We start from the raw sequence: 18162 nt of genomic DNA, 5'->3' as shown, positions 1-18162 counted from the left end.
AGTTTATTATTTCTCCAATTAAAATCAATAATTATAAATATTTAGACATGAAGTAATTATCGAACTGAGGTTAATTAGCTATAGATCTCTATTCCTAATAGGTATGGTACTACAAACAACAGCTTGTTTATTTTTATCATTTCCATCCACTGAAAACCTATATATCGCTTTGGCTTTATTCCTATCAGGAAGCGGAATGAATGTACCTTGTATAAATATGATGCTAACACAGCAGTTTGAGAATGATGATAGCAGTAGAGAAAGTGCGTTTTATTGGAATTATGCTGGTATGAATGTTGGCTTCTTTATAGGTTTTACAGTTGCAGGTATATTCCACCAAGATGGCAGCTACAACACCCTATTTCTTCTAACAGCTATTACCAATGTTATAGCATTTATACTTTTAGCCACTAGCTGGAAAACAGTTGCAGATAGGACAACTCCTTTGGTTAAAAATGTTGAAAAGCTTGGCGTAAGCATCTTATTTAAAAATAATTTATTTGCCATTATTATAATACTTTTTGTGATTACTTTATTATTTTTGGCACTTCAATACCCTCTTAATACTAATTATATAGTTCTTGGTATTGGAGTATTATTACTAGCTATGTTTATACCTATAGCTAAAGCTCAACGAGAAAAAGAACAAAAAGAAAAAGTTTATGCTTATTTAATATTAGCTTGTTTTGGTCTTATTTTCTGGTCAGCTTACTCCCTTGCTCCAATGGCACTTACGGTATTCACAGAAGCAAATGTAAATAGACATTTTTTAGGGTTTTTAATCCCTACTCAATGGTTCCAAAATGTAAACACTATTGTTATCGCGGTAGGTGGCGCTATGCTTCCAAGTATACTAATAATAATTCGTAAACGCTTTATTTTCTCTTTCCCAATGCAGTTTTGTTTTAGTATTATTTTTATGGCTATTGGATTCTTAATGCTTATTATAGGGATATTATGTGCAAGTACTACAGGATATACCGCAGCTATTTGGCTAATTTTAAGTTATGCATTTCAATCAATTGGTGAATTACTAATTGGTCCTACGGGCTACGCTATGGTTGGTAAACTTGCTGATTCAAAACTTCAAGGTTTAATGATGGGATCATGGATGGTAGTAACTGGTGGGACCTCAGGGGTTATAGCTAGTTTATTATCAATGATGGTAGCATCTCCAGATATACATGCAGCACCAACTCAAACAAATTCAAGCTACCTAATACTATTCTCAGTTTTAACTTTAGTAGCTGCTATTGCAGCGTTTTTAATGTATCTAATAATTCCAAGAATTAGAAAGCTTGCACACATCTAAGTATATATTAGCTATATTTTACCCAAACTATATTTTATAATTGATTAATTAGGCTATTAAGTTAATATTTTGTCGATGACTTTTAAAGAAAAATATTCAAAATATATCCCCCTTTTTATTTCTATTACTCTTACATTAAATGGTTTTATTACAATATTGGCAGTTGCTATACCAATTATTAATCGAATATTTTCTATAAACCTTAACACACAAATTCCTTCGGACCTTTATGATATTGGCATGAAATACAATACAGGATTGGGGATATTTTTGCCTCTTGTTCTAGGATATTTCATGATAATAATTGCTCGTGGTGTCTATCTTAGAAAAAGATCTTTTTGGTTTTTAGCGGTTATATTTATTTGCCTATCAATAGTTGGTGATTACATCCAAGATAGACATATCTCTTATAATATTGCTTTTTTTACTCATATTATTGAAATCATATTACTAATAATTTTTAGAAAAACATTTAATAAAAAAAATTCAAAAAAATTCACTTTCTATCAATTTGTACTAGCTATTACATTTTTATTAGCTATTGGTTACAGTGTTATAGGACTATATTATTTAAAAGATCAATTTGACGGTATAAAAACTATATCAGATGCCATTTACTTTACTATAGTTACATTTAGTACAGTTGGATATGGTGACATACACCCTATTACCGAAGAAGCTAAGCTTTTTACAGTATCTATTATGGTTATAGGTATTGGATTATTTGCAACAATTATAACTGTATCAGCTGGTAGCATTATTAGTAAAATCACAGAAAAATTTAAACAAAAGGATGGAGTTCTTTTTATGAAAGATCATATCGTAATTTGTGGCTATACAGAAATTACTAAGTGCCTAATAAAAGATTACTTAGAGTCTCATATTGATAATCTTGTAGTTATCGAAAAAAATTACCTACAGAAATTTGTAAATATAGATGTAGAGCAAAAAAAACACTTTATAGATGCAGAATCCTACGATTATGATGCACTTAAAAAAGCAAACATAGCTACTGCAAAAAGTGTTTTTATACTAAATGAAAAAGACTCCGATAACATTCTTACATTATTAGCTATAAAAGAAGTATTAAAAGAACTTCATAAAGATTCTCAACCTAAAATATCTATAAAACTAGATAAAAATGAGAGTATTAGCATAGCTAGTAACATAGGCGTTGATCAAATAGTATCACCTACAAAAAAAATTGCTGAAATGCTTATAAAATATAAATAATTTAATCAAAATATACTTAATATAAGACTATACTATGTTATCATTCCTTTTATAAATTCTATATGTAAAATTCGGTGTGGAGTTAAACCATGGAATACAATTACGATATTATTATTATAGGTAGTGGCCCTGGTGGTGAAGGTGCTGCTATGAAAGCAACAAGAAATGGTCAAAAAGTAGCAATTATAGAAGATGATGCTATAGGTGGTGGCTGTAATAACTGGGGTACAATCCCTAGTAAAGCTTTAAGGCAACTTTCACGTGAAATCTGGCATAATGACAAACATTATGACTTTCCCGAAATGCTTGACACGTCTTTTGAAATAGTTTTGAAACAACGAGAAATTAAAAAAAATCGTTATGCCGAAAATGAGATAGATGTATTTTATGGTTTTGCAAGTTTTCTTGATAAGCATAAGATAAAAATTTCACGTAAAAATGGCTCCACAGAAGTAATTACTGCAAAGAAATTTATCTTATCTACAGGATCTCGTCCATATCACCCTAACGATATTGACTTCACACATCCAAGAATTCTAGATAGTGATAAACTTTTAGAGTTAAAAGACAAACAAATTAGATCTATCACCATATATGGTGCAGGTGTAATTGGTTGTGAATATGCATCTATTCTAGGCACGCTTAATATCCAAGTAAATCTTATAAATACTCGAGATAAGTTAATGTCGTTCCTTGATAATGAAATTATTGAGACTCTTACAAATCACTTTACAGTAAACCAAAAGATACATCTAATTCATAATGAAACATATAAAAGTATAAAAGCTAAAGGAGATAAGGTAATAACTACGCTTAATTCTGGTAGAATTATAGAGTCTGACTATGTTTTATTTGCTTTAGGTAGAGCTGGTAATACTGAAGGATTAAATCTAGATAAAATTGGCGTTGAATATAACCCACAAAGAGGCCTTGTTCAAGTTAATGATAATTACCAAACAACACAAGAAAATATCTATGCTGTTGGCGATGTTATTGGTTTCCCATCTCTAGCATCTTCTGCTTTTAACCAAGGTAGATTCGCAGCGACACATATTATAGACGGCTCTTGTAATGATAAGCTAGTTGAAGATATCCCAACAGGTATATATACTCGTCCTGAAATTAGTTGTATTGGTAAAACAGAAGAACAGCTAACAGCAGAAAATGTTCCGTATGAAGTTGGTCGTGCATATTTTAAAGATCTAGCTCGTGCACAAATATCTGATAGTGTTACAGGAATGCTAAAAATACTTTTTCATAAAGAAACTTTTGAAATTCTTGGCATTCATACATTTGGTCATAGAGTATCTGAGATTATCCATATTGGACAAGCTATCAAATCTATGCCTGGCAAGCATAATACAATAAAATACTTCTTAAACACTACTTTTAACTACCCTACTATGGCAGAAGCTTATCGTATTGCTGCTATTGATGGAGTTAATAAGTTAAGACCAAAAAATGGTATATTACCTAAAAAAGAAAGTAAATAAATCTTATGCATTACGATATTTACATTATCTTTCTTTTTATTTTTTTATTTGGAGCAGCTATAGGTAGCTTTTTAAATGTTGTAATCTATAGAGTACCAAATAAACTTTTTTCTGAAGAAAAAGCCATTGCTCGAGAGATACTAGAGTTACCTAAAGAACCTACCAAAAACTTTAGCTTATTAGTTCCTTCAAAATGCCCAAAATGTGATAATAAACTAAAATATCGTCATAACATTCCTATTCTAGGCTGGCTTATTTTAAGAGGTAAATGTTATTTTTGTCATGAAAAAATATCTTTTGAATATCCTTTAATTGAACTTATTACAGCTCTTATTTTTATTGGTATATTTTATTACTTTGGATTTACAATACAGAGCCTAGCTCTTATTGTTTTAAGTGTTTTCTTTATACCTCTATTTTTTATAGATGCTAAACATAAGATACTGCCAGATTCCTTTACATTAACTCTTTTATGGATAGGTATTATTCTTAACTATTATGGAGTTTTTACAACATTAGGAGTCTCTGTTTGGGGAGCAATAATAGGATATCTGTCTTTATGGATAGTGTTTTGGATATATAAAATATTTACAGGTAAAGAAGGTTTTGGTTATGGTGACTTTAAACTTTTAGCTGCTATAGGTGCCTGGTTTGGTTATCCTATGCTTTTATATACTATATTTGCAAGTTGTATATTCGGTATTATTATTGCTATTTTTATAAATATTATAGGACGTAAAACAAATATAATTCCTTTCGGACCTGCTATAATTTTAGCTACATTTTTTTATCTGCTAACTAAAGATAATCTTTATGTATGGTATAATCACGTCATGCTAATTAATACTCAGTAGAAATCTCTACATGCAAAAAAAAGATATCTCTATTTTAACTTTAATCGCTATTATTATTGTGCTTATACTATATATATTTAGTACAACTAGTATTAATAGCTCACTATCAGGAAATAAGCAAGGCTTATATATTGTCAAACAAGCATTCCCACAGTATAAAGTCATCAAAACATTTGATACAGGCCTTCATCTTGAAGCATATATTCTTCAGGATAAAAAAGACCCTAATAAGCGTACTGTTACTTTTACAAGCGAAGATGGCAGTGTAATCGTTAACGGTCAGCTTTTAGTCTGGGATAGAGGAGAAAACAAGCTAACTAGCCTTAACAAAATCTATGCAAATTACTTTACATCAAACCCTAAAGCAAATGAACTATATTTAAACATAAAGAAATATGCTTCGTATATCCAACAAGGTAGTAATGACGCCCCTCATAAGTTTTATGCTGTTATAGACCCAAGCTGTAGTTACTGTAATCGTTTATTTGAAGCGACCCAACCTGCGATCAAATCTGGGCAATTAGCAGTACGTTGGATCCCTCTTGGAGCATTGCATAATAGCCCAGCTATAGTTAAAAGCTTATTTAACTCAAAAGATCCTTTGAAAGCTCTAATCAAGTATCATGAAACAAAAACTTATGATAAAAATAATACTCAAGCTAATGAAAAAGCTGCAAATAATATGAAGTTATCTAAATATATCCAAGGGTTCCCTACTATTTTATACAAAACACCTCAAGATGCTTTAAAAATTTCAGGTGGCAGTAAATTACCTCTTACAGATGCAAAAATTGCTAAAAAAGATAATATTAAGAAAATTAATGAATTCTTACTTTTAATATCGAATCAATTTTAGGTTTCTTTGATATGAAAAAAATAATTCCTAGCCTATTACTTCTTTTAGTTGCAAATGTTACTTTTGCAGTATCTAAAGACAATATACGCATATCTAATGATATCCATAAGATTGAAAAACACTATGGTGGTAAAGTTGGTGTATACACTATAAACCGTAATAATTGGCATAATTTTACTCATAATGAAACTTTCTACTTCCCAATATGTAGTATCTATAAATTTCTTGTTGTTGGTGCTATTCTTAAAGAGAGCATGACTGATAAAAAACTACTAAATGAGAAAGTTAGAATTTCAAAGAACCAATTAGTTGGATATACACCTATAACGAAAAAATACGTTGGCAAAGAGATGACTGTTAAAGAACTTTGCAGAGCTTCAATTTTAAGTGATAATACTGCTACGAATCTTTTGATATATAAATTAGGTGGCTTAAAAAAACTAGACTCCTTTATATTATCACTTAATGATCACGCCACAAAAATCACCGAAATAGAACCTAAAGTAAATAATGTTAACTTACGTAACAATCTAAATAAAACTACTCCTAAAATAATCACTAGAGATCTAAATAAAATTGCTTTTAGTAATGATGTTCTTGATAAAGCACACAGAATCTTATTTAAAAAGTGGTTAAGGGAAAATAATACAGGAGATAATCGTATAGCCGCAAAACTTCCTAAAGGTTGGAAAATTGGCAATAAAACTGGAACTTGTGATTATGGTTCAACAAATGATGTAGCTATTGTATGGCCTAATAATTCTCAACCAATAGTAATGTCAATACTATATACCCAACCTATTAAAAATGCCGAACCTAAACATAAGGTTATCCAGGAAGTAGCTAAACTACTTTTTGATAACTTTAATATTAAAAATAATAGTAAGAAAAATGTCTAAGATAAAAATGATAGTTGGCCTAGGAAATATAGGCAAAGAATATGAAAATACACGCCATAACGTCGGTGAATGGCTAATTGCAGAAATAGCAAGAGAGCAAAGTGAAAGCTTTAGCTCAAATTCAAAACTTAACTCAAATATTGCTAAGGTCAGCTTAGCTTATAATAATGTTTTATTGGTATTTCCAACAACATATATGAACAATAGTGGCCTTGCTGTTAGCAAAGTAGCTAACTTCTATAAAATCAACCCTGAAGAAATACTTGTTGTCCATGATGAACTAGATATAGACTGTGGCCAGATTCGTCTTAAAAAAGGTGGTGGTCATGGTGGTCATAATGGCCTTAGAAGTATTCATCAGTATCTTGGTACAAATGATTATTTACGCTTAAGGATAGGTATTGGTCACCCTGGACATAAATCAAAAGTTTCAAACTATGTTCTATCAAACCCATCTATCCAACAGAAAAGCCAGATAGATGAAGCTATTAATAATGCTATATATGTTTTAGATGATATAATAAACTACAAACTTGAGCCTGCTATGCAGAGGCTTCATACTAAATAAATATTACTTCTGTAAAAGTATAGAAATATAAGGAATAAAATATGGGATTTAAATGTGGTATTGTAGGTTTACCAAACGTTGGTAAGTCAACTCTTTTTAATGCTTTAACAGAAGCAGGTATTGACGCTGAGAACTACCCTTTTTGTACAATTGATCCAAACGTTGGTATTGTTTCTGTACCTGATCAAAGACTTAATGAGCTAGCTAAAATTGTTAGCCCTGAAAAGATACTACCTACTACTATGGAGTTTGTAGATATTGCTGGACTTGTTGCTGGTGCTAGTAAAGGAGAAGGTTTAGGTAATAAATTCTTAGCAAACATTCGTGAAACTGATGCTATAGCTCATGTAGTAAGATGTTTTGAAGATGATAATATTATCCATGTAAGTGGTCAAGTTGATCCTATTGATGATATTAATACCATCAATATGGAGCTAATATTAGCAGATATAGAATCTTGTGATAAAGCTATCCAAAGATTTGCAAAAATGAAGAAATCAGGAGATAAAGAAGCCCTTGCTAAAGCTGAGTTTTATACGAAACTAAAAGAGCATTTAGAATCAGAAAAGCCTGCTAGAACCTTTGAAATGAATGAGGATGAAACTAAATGGTTAAAGCAAACACCTCTACTTACAAGCAAGCCGGTATTATATATTGCCAATGTTAATGATGATGGATTTGAAAATAACCCTCTTCTTGATAAAGTTATAGAATATGCAAAATCTGAGAACTCAAATGTTGTGCCAGTTTGTGCTGCGATGGAGCAAGAGATCTCTCAACTAGAACCAGAAGAAAAGCTTGAATTCTTAGCAGATATGGGACTTAGTGAAACTGGTCTTGATAGAGTCATCAAAGCTGGCTATGCTCTTTTAAATCTTCATACTTATCTAACAGCTGGCGTTAAAGAAGTTAGAGCTTGGACTATACCTGTTGGTGCTACAGCTCCACAAGCAGCTGGTGTTATTCATACAGATTTTGAAAGAGGCTTTATCCGTGCTGAAGTTATCTCATATGATGATTATATTCAATATCAAGGTGAAAAAGGTGCCAAGGAAGCTGGTAAGGCTCGCCTAGAAGGTAAAGAGTACATAATGAAAGATGGTGATGTTGTAAACTTTAGGTTTAATGTATAAACTACAATATTTATAGCTTATCAATATGATAAAAAAGATAATAAATTCTTACGTAATTATCATTAGCTTATCAATTATTATAATCACGGGTTGTAATGCAACTTTTACTCTTCCAAACTATCAGCTAACTGGTACATACTACAATCCTGATTATTCTGACTATAGTAAAGATGATTTAATCAATCGTTACTTTCATGAAAGTGTTGAGCAAATGGAGACTAGTCCTTATACATATCAAGGCCAATACTATGAAGAAACAGGATATACTCAACCAAGTCCATTTATGCAGAATATTAACTTTAATAATATGTACGAATAACAAATATAAGATTTAAGTAACTAATTCTTAGTTTGGTTTATTATTAAAAATGGTAACTAAGCTTTATAGAAACGATCTTATTATCAATGATACTAGTTATTTCAAGAAGAGTATTGCCATATTTAATACAACAAGGCCCTGATGGTAAATTTTCAATTTCTTCAATTATAAGTCCTGATAATGTTTTAGCATCTTCACTTTCAAATTCAATACCAATATGACGATTTATTTCTCTAAGAGTCGCACTACCACCTATCAAATAACTATCTTCATCAATTTTACGGATATTATTATTTACATCAAACCTATCAGAAAATTCTCCAACTATTTCTTCCATAATATCTTCGATAGTTACTACTCCTGTAACATCTCCATACTCATCAACAACAACAGCAAAACGTTTACTCTTTTTTTGGAAGTTTATAAGCTGAGTCTGTAAAGAAACAGTTTCTGGAATAAAGTAAGGCTGCTCGGCAATTTTACGTAGATTCGCTTTTGTAATATTTGATCTTTTTGATGTTATTAATAGATTAGTTATATCTTTAAGTCTAACAACTCCTATTATATTATTTACATTATTCTCACAAAGAATTATGCTTAATGATTTAGCCTTTGATAATCTTATCAAGATCTTTTCTATAGAGTTATTTAGATCAATATACTCTATTTTATTATAATGAGTCATTACTTCTTGTACTAATATCCTATCCAACTCTAAAACACCTAGAAGCATATTTTTATTCTTAGCACCTAATTTAGCATTTGATTCATGAACAACTGTATGGATTTCTTCTTTATCTAATGATTCATTATTTACTGGCTCAATTTTCACCCCAAAGATTTTTAAAGTTAGCTTTGAAATTGTACTTAAAAAAACCACTATCGGATATAAAGCTAACATTATCACTTTAAGTGGTAATGAAAAGGGAAATGCTAGTCTTTGTGGATATACAGCAGCAAAAGATTTTGGGATTATCTCACCAAACACTAGTATTAGAATAGTTACAATAACTGTCGAAATTAATAAACCAACGTCTCCAAAATGATCCTCTGAATATGAAGAAATTACTGTTCCTGCAAAAATATTAGCAAATGTATTACCTATAAGAATAGCAACTAAAAGCTTTTCAGGATTACGAACTAAAGATAAACTTCTTTTTGCTGAGCGGTGATTTTTTTTCGCCAAATGCTTTAATTTATATTTGTTCAAAGCCATCATTGCAGTTTCAGAGCTTGAAAAGAAAGCTGATGTACAAACAAGAATAAGCAAGATAATAATTACAGAATAAGTACTCATATTTTAAATTATAAACTAATAAGTAAAACTTATTCTAACACAAGATTTTTATCAGAAAAGAATATATAAGAAGATAAGTAGATAAAATTTATACTCTCATGAAGTCAGCATGAACTAACTTAACTTTGTATGGGTGTCTTTGTAACGCTTTGATTATAACTTTTTCTTCTTGACCATTGATCTCTAAAGTGATTTCACTTGAGAAAAATGCCTTATCTTCTGTAGAGTGTAATACTTTATCATGATCCATAACTACAGATATAGCTTCTTTGTCACCACCATATACAACAGCTGGTATTTTACCAGCTCTTCTTAGACGGCGGCTCGCACCAGTACCTAAGTCATCTCTTTTTTCTGCTTTTAAAACGAAATTTGCCATTGTTAGATTCCTTTTATTAATTGTTATTTATTTAGTAAATATACGCGCTAATCTATGCGACCCTAGATTAACTGTGCTATTGTATTAAATTATAACTTCTAATTCAAGTAATTAATCAACTAAACCATGGGTCCTAAATATATCACTTACAGACTCTTCTCCATTTGTTTTCTCAACAATTTGAGCTAAAAGTGGTGCTAAGGATATGACTTTGATTCTGTCACAAGCTTCTGCATGAGGTTTAAGAGGAATAGAATCAGTAACAATAAGTTCTTCAATAGCCGAGTTTTGGATATTATTAATAGCATCTCCAGAAAGTAAAGGGTGAACACAAAATGCTGAAACTTTAGCAGCACCACCCTTCTCAACTAATGCTTTAGCTGCTTGACACATAGTTCCGCCAGTGTCCATGATATCATCAACAAGAATACAGTGTTTACCCTCAACCTCACCAATAATATTCATAACTTCAGCAACATTTGGCTTTGGTCTTCTTTTATCAACTACAGCTATCTCAACTCCTAAGTTTTTAGCAACGGATCTAGCTCTAACAACACCTCCCATATCAGGAGATACTATTTTTATATTTTCATATTTCGCAGGATTATTGCGTACATACTCTAAGAATATTTTTGTTGCAAAAGCATTATCAAAAGGTATATCAAAGAAACCTTGAATTTGTTCTGCATGGATATCTACAGATAAAATCCTATCCAAACCAACAGCTTGAAGTAAATTTGCAACAACTTTAGCAGATATAGGAACCCTCGCAGACTTTGATCGTCTATCTTGTCTTGCATAACCAAAATATGGCAATACGGCTGTCACTCTCTCAGCAGATGATCTTTTAAGTGCATCAATTAAAAGTACTAACTCCATTAAGTTATCTGATGGTGGGCAAGTTGACTGAATAACAAAAACATCCTTACCACGAACATTTTCATTTAGTACAACTTGTATTTCACCATCTTTAAATCTATCAACAGTAGCGTTACCTAACGTTGCACCAAGCTCTTTAGCTACTTCACAAGCAAGCTTTTTAGAAGCATTACCACTAAAAATCATCAAATCTTCTGACATTTCACCCAAACCTTCAAATTAACACATAACATACACACCCTAATTTTAATGTTTTTTTTAAATATTAGAAAGGTGCAATTAGTAATTTTAAAAAATATTTACATATAACCTAAACTTTTGTTAATAAAAGCTATTTTGAATTAAAAAATTTACTTTGCTATACTACAAACCTATTCAAAATAAACTTTAAGTCCTAAAGTATTTATATAATTTATGAAATTTAAAATTTTTGATAAAGTCTTTCAACCTGGTGAAATGGCTACATTAGCTATGCCACTGCCTAGTCAATATTCTTGTGCTCCGATGTATCTTCCAATAAAAATTCTTAATGGAGTAAAAGAAGGCCCATGTATTTTAATATTTGGGATGGTTAATGGCGATGAGTTCAATAGTATAGAAATCATCAACTCACTATTAGAAGAAACAAATCCTAAGAAATTACACGGAACTATAGTTGCTATTCCAGTACTCAATATATTTGGTCTAGTTCATACTGTAAAACACTCAACTACTTTAGATCAGGCATTTCCTGGGGATGAATCTGGGTCTTACATGCATCGTTATGCTTATAGAGTTACTCAAGAGATTATTAAAAAAGTAAATTATTCCATTCAAATTAAAACAGGTGGATTGAATAATGAGATATTACCGCAGGTTTATTTTAATGCTGATGATGAAGAATCAATAACTATGGCTAGAGCATTCCAAGCTCCTGTAATTACAGCTGTGAATATGAATAAATTAAGCATCCGTAAAATTCATCAGGATCTACATATCCCTTTCATTTGTTATGAGGCTGGTGAAGCAAATAAGTTTAATGAAGAAGATATTAATGTAGGTATCGCAGGAATCCAAAATGTGATGCGTAAGCTCAAGCTCTTAAGTGACGAAGAATTTATTCAACAAGTTAAGCCTGTTGTCTCTGAAGATACCGAATGGACAGTTTCTGATAAGCCAGGAATTTTAAGAACAGAGATCGAATTAGGTACTAGAGTTAAAGAAGGTGAAAAAATAGGTAAACTTATAGACCCCTTTGGCAATGATCATAGCATCCATCTAAAATCACCAATCGATGGTATAGTCCTAGGTATTAACAACTACCCTATGATTAAAGAAGGCGATCAAGTTTTTAAAGTTTCATCATTTCAAGATGATGAAAAAGCAGAAGCTAAAATAGAAGACTGGGAAGAAATAGCAAAAGAAAATTTTAGTGATGAATAATAGATTATCTTTTTTAGCATTAGCAATATGGCTAACTTGTGCTGTATTTTTTATGTATGAGTTCTTACTTAGAACAATACTTGGAACATTCGAACATCAGATTATAACTGATTTAGATCTTAGCATACTTACATTTAGTATTTTAAGTTCAACAGCATATCAACTTACATACGGTATAATGCAAATACCTGTAGGCATAATAACTGATAAGCTTGGACTTAAAAAAGCCCTTACACTAGCTATACTAGTTTGTGCGCTTGGTGTTGGTCTATTTGGTTTATGTAACAGTTTTACAGCTGCTCTTATATATAGAGTAATGATAGGTTTTGGAGCATCATTTGGCTTTTTATGTTTGCTTATTGCTGTCTATGATTGGCTTCCTCATAAGCATATAGGTCTATTTATAGGTCTTTCCCAGTTTATTGGAGTCATGGGGCCTATGCTAGCTGCTGGACCCTTAGAGTCGCTATCACAAGCAGGTGGAGTAAACTGGCGTTATGTACTTATTGTACTTGCTTTTATAGGTGTCGCACTAGCATTACTAACAGTATTTATAGTTAAAAATAATGACCAATCATCAACAGGATCTGATAATAATAGATTTATTCTTTTAGAAAGCCCTACATCTATGCTTACAGAGATTAAAAATATTTTCTCTAACAAGCAAGTTTGGTTAATAGCAGTATTTTCTGCTACAACTTACCTAGCTATAGAGTATTTATCTGAAAATGCTACTACAAGCTTTCTAAAGCTTAATGGTTTTGATACCAAGTTTACCTCTTATCTAATTACTCTAGCTTGGCTTGGATATGGCATTGGCTGTCCAGGACTAGGAGCTATTTCAGATAAGATCAGAAGAAGAAAGCCTATTATGATCTTTGCAGTTTGTTTAGCATTTATATCACTTATAACAATAATATTTTTCCCTATTAATAAAACTGTATTATATTTAGCATTTATTTGCTTAGGTATAGGTGCTAGCGGACAAAGTATTGGCTTTGCTATAATAGCTGAACAATCAAGCTCTACTTGTAGAGCTGCAGCACTTGGAGTAAATAACTTTTTAATTATGTTTTCAGTTGGAGTAGGTTCACCAATTATTAGTGAAGTATTTGACATACTTTCTAACCATGGTAAAAACCCAACAATACATAGTTATCAATCAAGCTTAAGTTTACTATTAATCATTACAGTTTTAGGAATATTTATTAGTACATTATTCATCAAAGAAACATTCTGTAGATCTACTAAAGAAGTTATTTTCTTGGAAAAATAATTTATAGATTTTAATCAAACTTATCTAAGCTAATTGTTCTTGTTCTAAACTTATCTAAAACTAGTATAAAAATTATAATAGTACTAAATAGTAGTGGTACGATTAAATAAACAAAGGCTCTATCAAAGATTTTTATATCTACATTAGCTTGTAAAGGCCCTCCATTTAGGTACACGCTAATATAGCTAATTAGATATTGAAATATTGCCCCACATAAACCTATAACCATATTAACTATAGCTAAAGCTGTTGCCTTTATTTGCGTAGGAAAGATCTCTTCTACAACTGAAAATGCTAACAACATACTAGATACACAAAAGCCTATAATAAAAAACATAATATAGAGAAAATCAGCAGATATAAGTCTTGGAAAAATTATTATTGAAGAAAATGCTAATATAGTAATTATATTACAAATAAACATCCAAACTCTTTTTTCTCCAAAAATGCTAGCTATAAGTCCATGGGATGGTCCACCTACAGCTATACCTACAAATAACATCACACTAATCTGAGCAGATATATGATCAGACAAGTGATAAGCCTGTTGTAAAAATAGTACATCATAAAGCTCGGAGAATGAGTTAACTACAATACCAACCATCAAACCAGCATATATTGCCAACATCCAAAGCTTTTTATTAAGCAAAAGTTTAAAGCTCTCTGAAAAACTTAAATATTTAAATTTATTGATTGTTGAGTGATTAAAACTATCTGAATATTTTAAAAAAAGTATAATAACTACACTCCATAATATCCCAAAATATCCTATAGCTGCTAAAGCTAACTGCCATTTATATAACTCAACCAAATGTATTAATAAAACTTGTCCAAATATTCCCCCAAGAACGCCTATCGTATTTGTTAACCCTACTGCTACTGGAAAATATCTCTCAGGAAGTACATCTGATGCTACTTTTAATGAGCCTATAAAAGCTACTGCTGATCCTATAGCTATGAGAACCCTACCAACAAACATAGTATATAAACTAGGATTATATACAAACAAGAGAATTCCTAAACTCATTATCAAACAAGATATTGATAACATAAATCTTGGACCAAATTTATCAAGTAAAATCCCAGCAGGAACTTGAGATATAGCGTAAATTGGAAAGTATATACTCATTATATAAGCTATATCTTCAATGCCAACACCCATATCTGACGCGATAGGCTTTATCAAAACACTTGGTGCAGTATGTTGAAAATAATCTAATCCATAAAATATTGCAGCTATCGACCAAATACTCCACCCTACTACTAAACTAAATCTTGTAACTTTCATCCTTTATTCATTCTATAGTCTACCCCTACATAGAGCATATAAGAAATTAACCTTATTTAACAGTTATATACTTAAAAGATTAACCCCAAGAGCTTTTAAATTATCAAAAAGCTCTTGTTTAAGTTCATTATTTGCTAATTCTTCATTCTTAAAATTATGATGAAAACTAGGAATAGGCATTGTAAAACATAACTCACCATTAAATATAGCAGCTGATTTTTTAGCTATTTCTAGCACGTTTTCACCACCCATTTGTCCTGGGGATGTCGCTAATAGAACAAGCTTCCTTCCCTGAAAAATATTTGTTGATATACGTGAACACCAATCAAGTAGATTCTTATAAAATACATTATAGTTGCCATTATGCTCAGCATGAGAAATTAATATTAAATCAAACTCTGCGATCTTATCAAGAAACTTTTGAGCTTGAGGTGGAATACCGACCTCTGTTTCATAATCTATAGAATAAATAGGCATTTCATAATCTGTAATATTTATTAATTCTGACTCATTACCAATATTAGATAAAACAAATTTCACTAATCTATTATTTATTGAATCTTTACTATTAGATGCGGCAAAGCCAAGAACTTTCATACTTATCTCCTAAATCAATTTAAAAAATCACTTTTATGTTAATACTAACCTAGAAAAGCTCTTAAATCTAATTTACTTAGCTACAGATATATTAAAACTCGATAATACTTCTTTTTAGGATATAATGTGTTTATACAAGTTATGTGTAGTTTTGTAGCATGGTTTTATATAATGAAATACTTGTCAATATAGTTACAACTATAACCAATATTATAGTGATAGTTGTTATAGCAAGTCTTAGTTTTTATCTTTTGAAAAAACGCGCCAAATCCAACAGACAAGTTAAAAAATTAAAATCAAGAACCATATATATTAGTATTGTCATATTCTTTTTAGCCCTTATAAAAATATGGATTGGCGGGATTGGACACTTATTTACGATGCTAAGTTTAGTTGCCGCTGGTTTAATAATAATTAACAAAGAAACAGTCATGAACTTTGTTGGCTGGATTATTATTAATTGGCGCAGCTTATTTTCCGAAGGTGACTATATACAGATTCAAAGCTATCATGGCTATATTACTGAGATTAAACTTTTTTACTTTAGAATGTATGAAACTGTTGATCACGGTGATAAAAAAACTACAGGGAAACTACTCAAGCTTCCTAATGCCTTAGTAATTACAAGCCCAATATCTACTTTTACTAGTGATGACAGTATTATCCTGCATAAGATACCGTTTCTAGCCAATACTGACAAAAATGTACTTGAGATTGCTGAAAAAGCAAATAATATAATCAACGAAATTGTTACTGATAAATATCATTTTAATAAAGATTTCTCTAAAAGTACTGTAATTAACAAAAGCAAACTCAAGCACTGTGAAATCTATGATTTTAAACCAGATATTGAAATAAAGACACTTATAGATAAAGAAAATACTGTTAATATTCAGGCTAATTTTTACTGCTACATAAATGATAAAAAAGATATCGAACAACTTTACATTACAGAGCTTTTAAAGCAAATAAAACCTAGCATCTCTTCTTCTTTATAAAATTTCTCGTGTAGAAGTTAATACTACTAATCCACAATGGACTAAACAATAATGACAAGGATATTAAGGTAATACTATACTGATATATGCTAAGATCTAATATGCCTGATACATAACCCATAGATATTAACACAAAACTAAACTCTCCTATTTGTGATAACATCGCACCACCTATCAAAGCTTCATCTAACCTTTGTTTTAGTGCCTTGAAAATCAAAGTATTTATAAGTGTATTAAGTATAAAAATTAACAATAAGAACAAGATAAACATTAAAGCATGATCCCAAAATAACTTAAGATCTATTAACATTCCAATAGAGATAAAAAATAATGCCATAAATATAGTCTTAACTGTCGACAGACTATGCCCAACCCACTCAGTTTCCTCTACTGTTGCTACTATCATTCCCCCAACGAAAGCTCCTAATGCAGAAGATAATTCCAATGATTCTGTTAAAGCTGCCATACCAAAACAGATAACTAATGCTGCAAAAACTCTCATCTCTTCATCTCGTCCCAAAACTGAAATAAAAGGAATCTTAATATTTTTTTTCACAGCCATAATAGCAGCAATAGTTAAAACAAAAATACCACCTAAAATCTGAATAATTATTTGCGTGATATCTGGAGTTTTACCTCCAACTATTCCAATAATAATTAACATAGGAACTACAGCAAGATCTTGTATTAGTAAAACACCTAATACATTCTGACCTAGTCGTGTTTTCATACTACCATTATCATGCAAAAGCTTTAGAACAACCGCTGTACTACTTAGACTAACTACGGCGCCAAAAAGCAATATTTTGGTTATACTCCAATTGAATGCTAACCCAACAACTGAAACTACTAAGCTCGTTATAATAATCTGTAGTATAGTCCCAACAGTAGGAACTTTCCAATTCTCTGCAAACTTACGTGGAGAAACCTCCATGCCTGCAAAGAATAATAATAAAATAACTCCTATCTCACCAAGCCTAGAAAGACTTTCTTGATCCTGAATCAATTTTAATCCATAAGGACCCAACAATATACCTGTTAAAAGATAAGCTACAACATAAGGTTGCTTAAATTTCTTAATAACTATAGTAACAACTAAAATACCTAACATTACAAATACGAATATTGGTATCAAAGGCTCATTATGCATTTTTACTATTTATAATAAACTTCTTAGTATAAATAATACGCTATATAAGAATCAATTTATACCAACATTGGTTCAAAACATTATTTTAAATAGATAATTTAATCCAGATGGTATGAATTTTATAAATATGCTATATAACCTCAGTTCGGAATTAAAAGCATTGTAAATTAAGGGTTTAGTAGTGTTTTTAGGTTAAAATAAGCGAAAAA

At 30.8% G+C, this 18162-nt stretch carries 17 protein-coding genes and 1 pseudogene; 12 read left to right on the top strand and 6 right to left on the bottom strand.

The features are described 5' to 3' along the window. Positions 1 to 67 precede the first annotated feature (67 nt). The 9 genes and pseudogenes from AB8E56_RS08460 to AB8E56_RS08420 all read left to right on the top strand — a co-directional run. Positions 68 to 1312: pseudogene (locus AB8E56_RS08460) on the top strand (peptide MFS transporter); the annotation flags it as partial. Positions 1313 to 1387: 75 nt separating this feature from the next. After that, complete coding sequence (locus tag AB8E56_RS08455) at positions 1388 to 2545, top strand: ion channel (protein ID WP_329480054.1); 1158 nt, start codon at positions 1388 to 1390, stop codon at positions 2543 to 2545. Between the two features lie 89 nt (positions 2546 to 2634). Next, positions 2635 to 4038: a Si-specific NAD(P)(+) transhydrogenase gene (gene sthA / locus AB8E56_RS08450; RefSeq protein WP_329480053.1), complete on the top strand. Its 1404-nt coding sequence runs from the start codon at positions 2635 to 2637 to the stop codon at positions 4036 to 4038. A 5-nt stretch (positions 4039 to 4043) separates the two neighbouring features. Next, on the top strand, positions 4044 to 4892 hold the full coding sequence (locus AB8E56_RS08445; protein ID WP_329480051.1) for a prepilin peptidase: 849 nt from the start codon (positions 4044 to 4046) through the stop codon (positions 4890 to 4892). Positions 4893 to 4902: 10 nt separating this feature from the next. Then, on the top strand, positions 4903 to 5748 hold the full coding sequence (locus AB8E56_RS08440; RefSeq protein ID WP_329480049.1) for a DsbC family protein: 846 nt from the start codon (positions 4903 to 4905) through the stop codon (positions 5746 to 5748). 11 nt (positions 5749 to 5759) lie between these two features. Beyond that, entirely contained in the window at positions 5760 to 6647 is an 888-nt protein-coding gene (gene bla / locus AB8E56_RS08435) for a class A beta-lactamase (protein WP_329480047.1), read from the top strand. Then, the gene (gene pth / locus AB8E56_RS08430) at positions 6640 to 7215 is read left to right on the top strand and encodes an aminoacyl-tRNA hydrolase (RefSeq protein ID WP_329480045.1); all 576 of its coding nucleotides are present in this window, start codon (positions 6640 to 6642) and stop codon (positions 7213 to 7215) included. The genes bla and pth overlap by 8 nt, the downstream gene beginning before the upstream one ends. Positions 7216 to 7256: 41 nt before the next feature. Further along, positions 7257 to 8348: a redox-regulated ATPase YchF gene (gene ychF / locus AB8E56_RS08425; RefSeq protein WP_329480043.1), complete on the top strand. Its 1092-nt coding sequence runs from the start codon at positions 7257 to 7259 to the stop codon at positions 8346 to 8348. A 25-nt stretch (positions 8349 to 8373) separates the two neighbouring features. Beyond that, on the top strand, positions 8374 to 8667 hold the full coding sequence (locus AB8E56_RS08420; protein WP_329480041.1) for a hypothetical protein: 294 nt from the start codon (positions 8374 to 8376) through the stop codon (positions 8665 to 8667). 43 nt (positions 8668 to 8710) lie between these two features. Here AB8E56_RS08420 and AB8E56_RS08415 read toward each other — a convergent pair whose 3' ends face one another. From AB8E56_RS08415 to AB8E56_RS08405, 3 genes are all read right to left on the bottom strand, one after another. Further along, entirely contained in the window at positions 8711 to 9964 is a 1254-nt protein-coding gene (locus tag AB8E56_RS08415; RefSeq protein ID WP_329480039.1) for a CNNM domain-containing protein, read from the bottom strand. A gap of 88 nt (positions 9965 to 10052) precedes the next feature. Next, positions 10053 to 10343 (bottom strand): 50S ribosomal protein L25, encoded by a 291-nt coding sequence (rplY, locus tag AB8E56_RS08410; RefSeq protein WP_329480037.1) that lies wholly within the window; start codon positions 10341 to 10343, stop codon positions 10053 to 10055. 111 nt (positions 10344 to 10454) lie between these two features. Next, positions 10455 to 11423, bottom strand: a complete 969-nt coding sequence (locus tag AB8E56_RS08405; RefSeq protein WP_329480035.1) for a ribose-phosphate pyrophosphokinase — start codon at positions 11421 to 11423, stop codon at positions 10455 to 10457. 213 nt (positions 11424 to 11636) lie between these two features. Between AB8E56_RS08405 and AB8E56_RS08400 the strand changes: the two genes are divergently transcribed. Continuing rightward, positions 11637 to 12644, top strand: a complete 1008-nt coding sequence (locus AB8E56_RS08400) for a succinylglutamate desuccinylase/aspartoacylase family protein (protein ID WP_329480033.1) — start codon at positions 11637 to 11639, stop codon at positions 12642 to 12644. Beyond that, the gene (locus AB8E56_RS08395) at positions 12637 to 13920 is read left to right on the top strand and encodes an MFS transporter (protein WP_329480031.1); all 1284 of its coding nucleotides are present in this window, start codon (positions 12637 to 12639) and stop codon (positions 13918 to 13920) included. Before AB8E56_RS08400 ends, AB8E56_RS08395 begins: the two co-directional genes overlap by 8 nt. A gap of 10 nt (positions 13921 to 13930) precedes the next feature. Here the strand turns inward: AB8E56_RS08395 and AB8E56_RS08390 are convergent, their stop codons facing one another. Further along, the gene (locus tag AB8E56_RS08390; protein WP_329480028.1) at positions 13931 to 15208 is read right to left on the bottom strand and encodes an MFS transporter; all 1278 of its coding nucleotides are present in this window, start codon (positions 15206 to 15208) and stop codon (positions 13931 to 13933) included. A gap of 63 nt (positions 15209 to 15271) precedes the next feature. Further along, positions 15272 to 15805 (bottom strand): NAD(P)H-dependent oxidoreductase, encoded by a 534-nt coding sequence (locus AB8E56_RS08385; protein WP_329480026.1) that lies wholly within the window; start codon positions 15803 to 15805, stop codon positions 15272 to 15274. Between the two features lie 158 nt (positions 15806 to 15963). Between AB8E56_RS08385 and AB8E56_RS08380 the strand changes: the two genes are divergently transcribed. Continuing rightward, positions 15964 to 16803, top strand: coding sequence for a mechanosensitive ion channel domain-containing protein (locus AB8E56_RS08380; protein ID WP_329480024.1), 840 nt, complete (start codon positions 15964 to 15966; stop codon positions 16801 to 16803). Here AB8E56_RS08380 and AB8E56_RS08375 read toward each other — a convergent pair. Continuing rightward, positions 16781 to 17953 (bottom strand): cation:proton antiporter, encoded by a 1173-nt coding sequence (locus tag AB8E56_RS08375; RefSeq protein ID WP_329480022.1) that lies wholly within the window; start codon positions 17951 to 17953, stop codon positions 16781 to 16783. The genes AB8E56_RS08380 and AB8E56_RS08375 overlap by 23 nt on opposite strands. Between the last annotated feature and the right edge of the window lie 209 nt (positions 17954 to 18162).

Origin of the sequence: Francisella sp. 19X1-34 (assembly GCF_041102755.1) — a bacterium.
GTDB lineage: Bacteria > Pseudomonadota > Gammaproteobacteria > Francisellales > Francisellaceae > Francisella.
The sequence above is the reverse complement of the archived record's forward strand: the minus strand, read 5'-3'. Positions and strand labels throughout refer to the sequence as shown.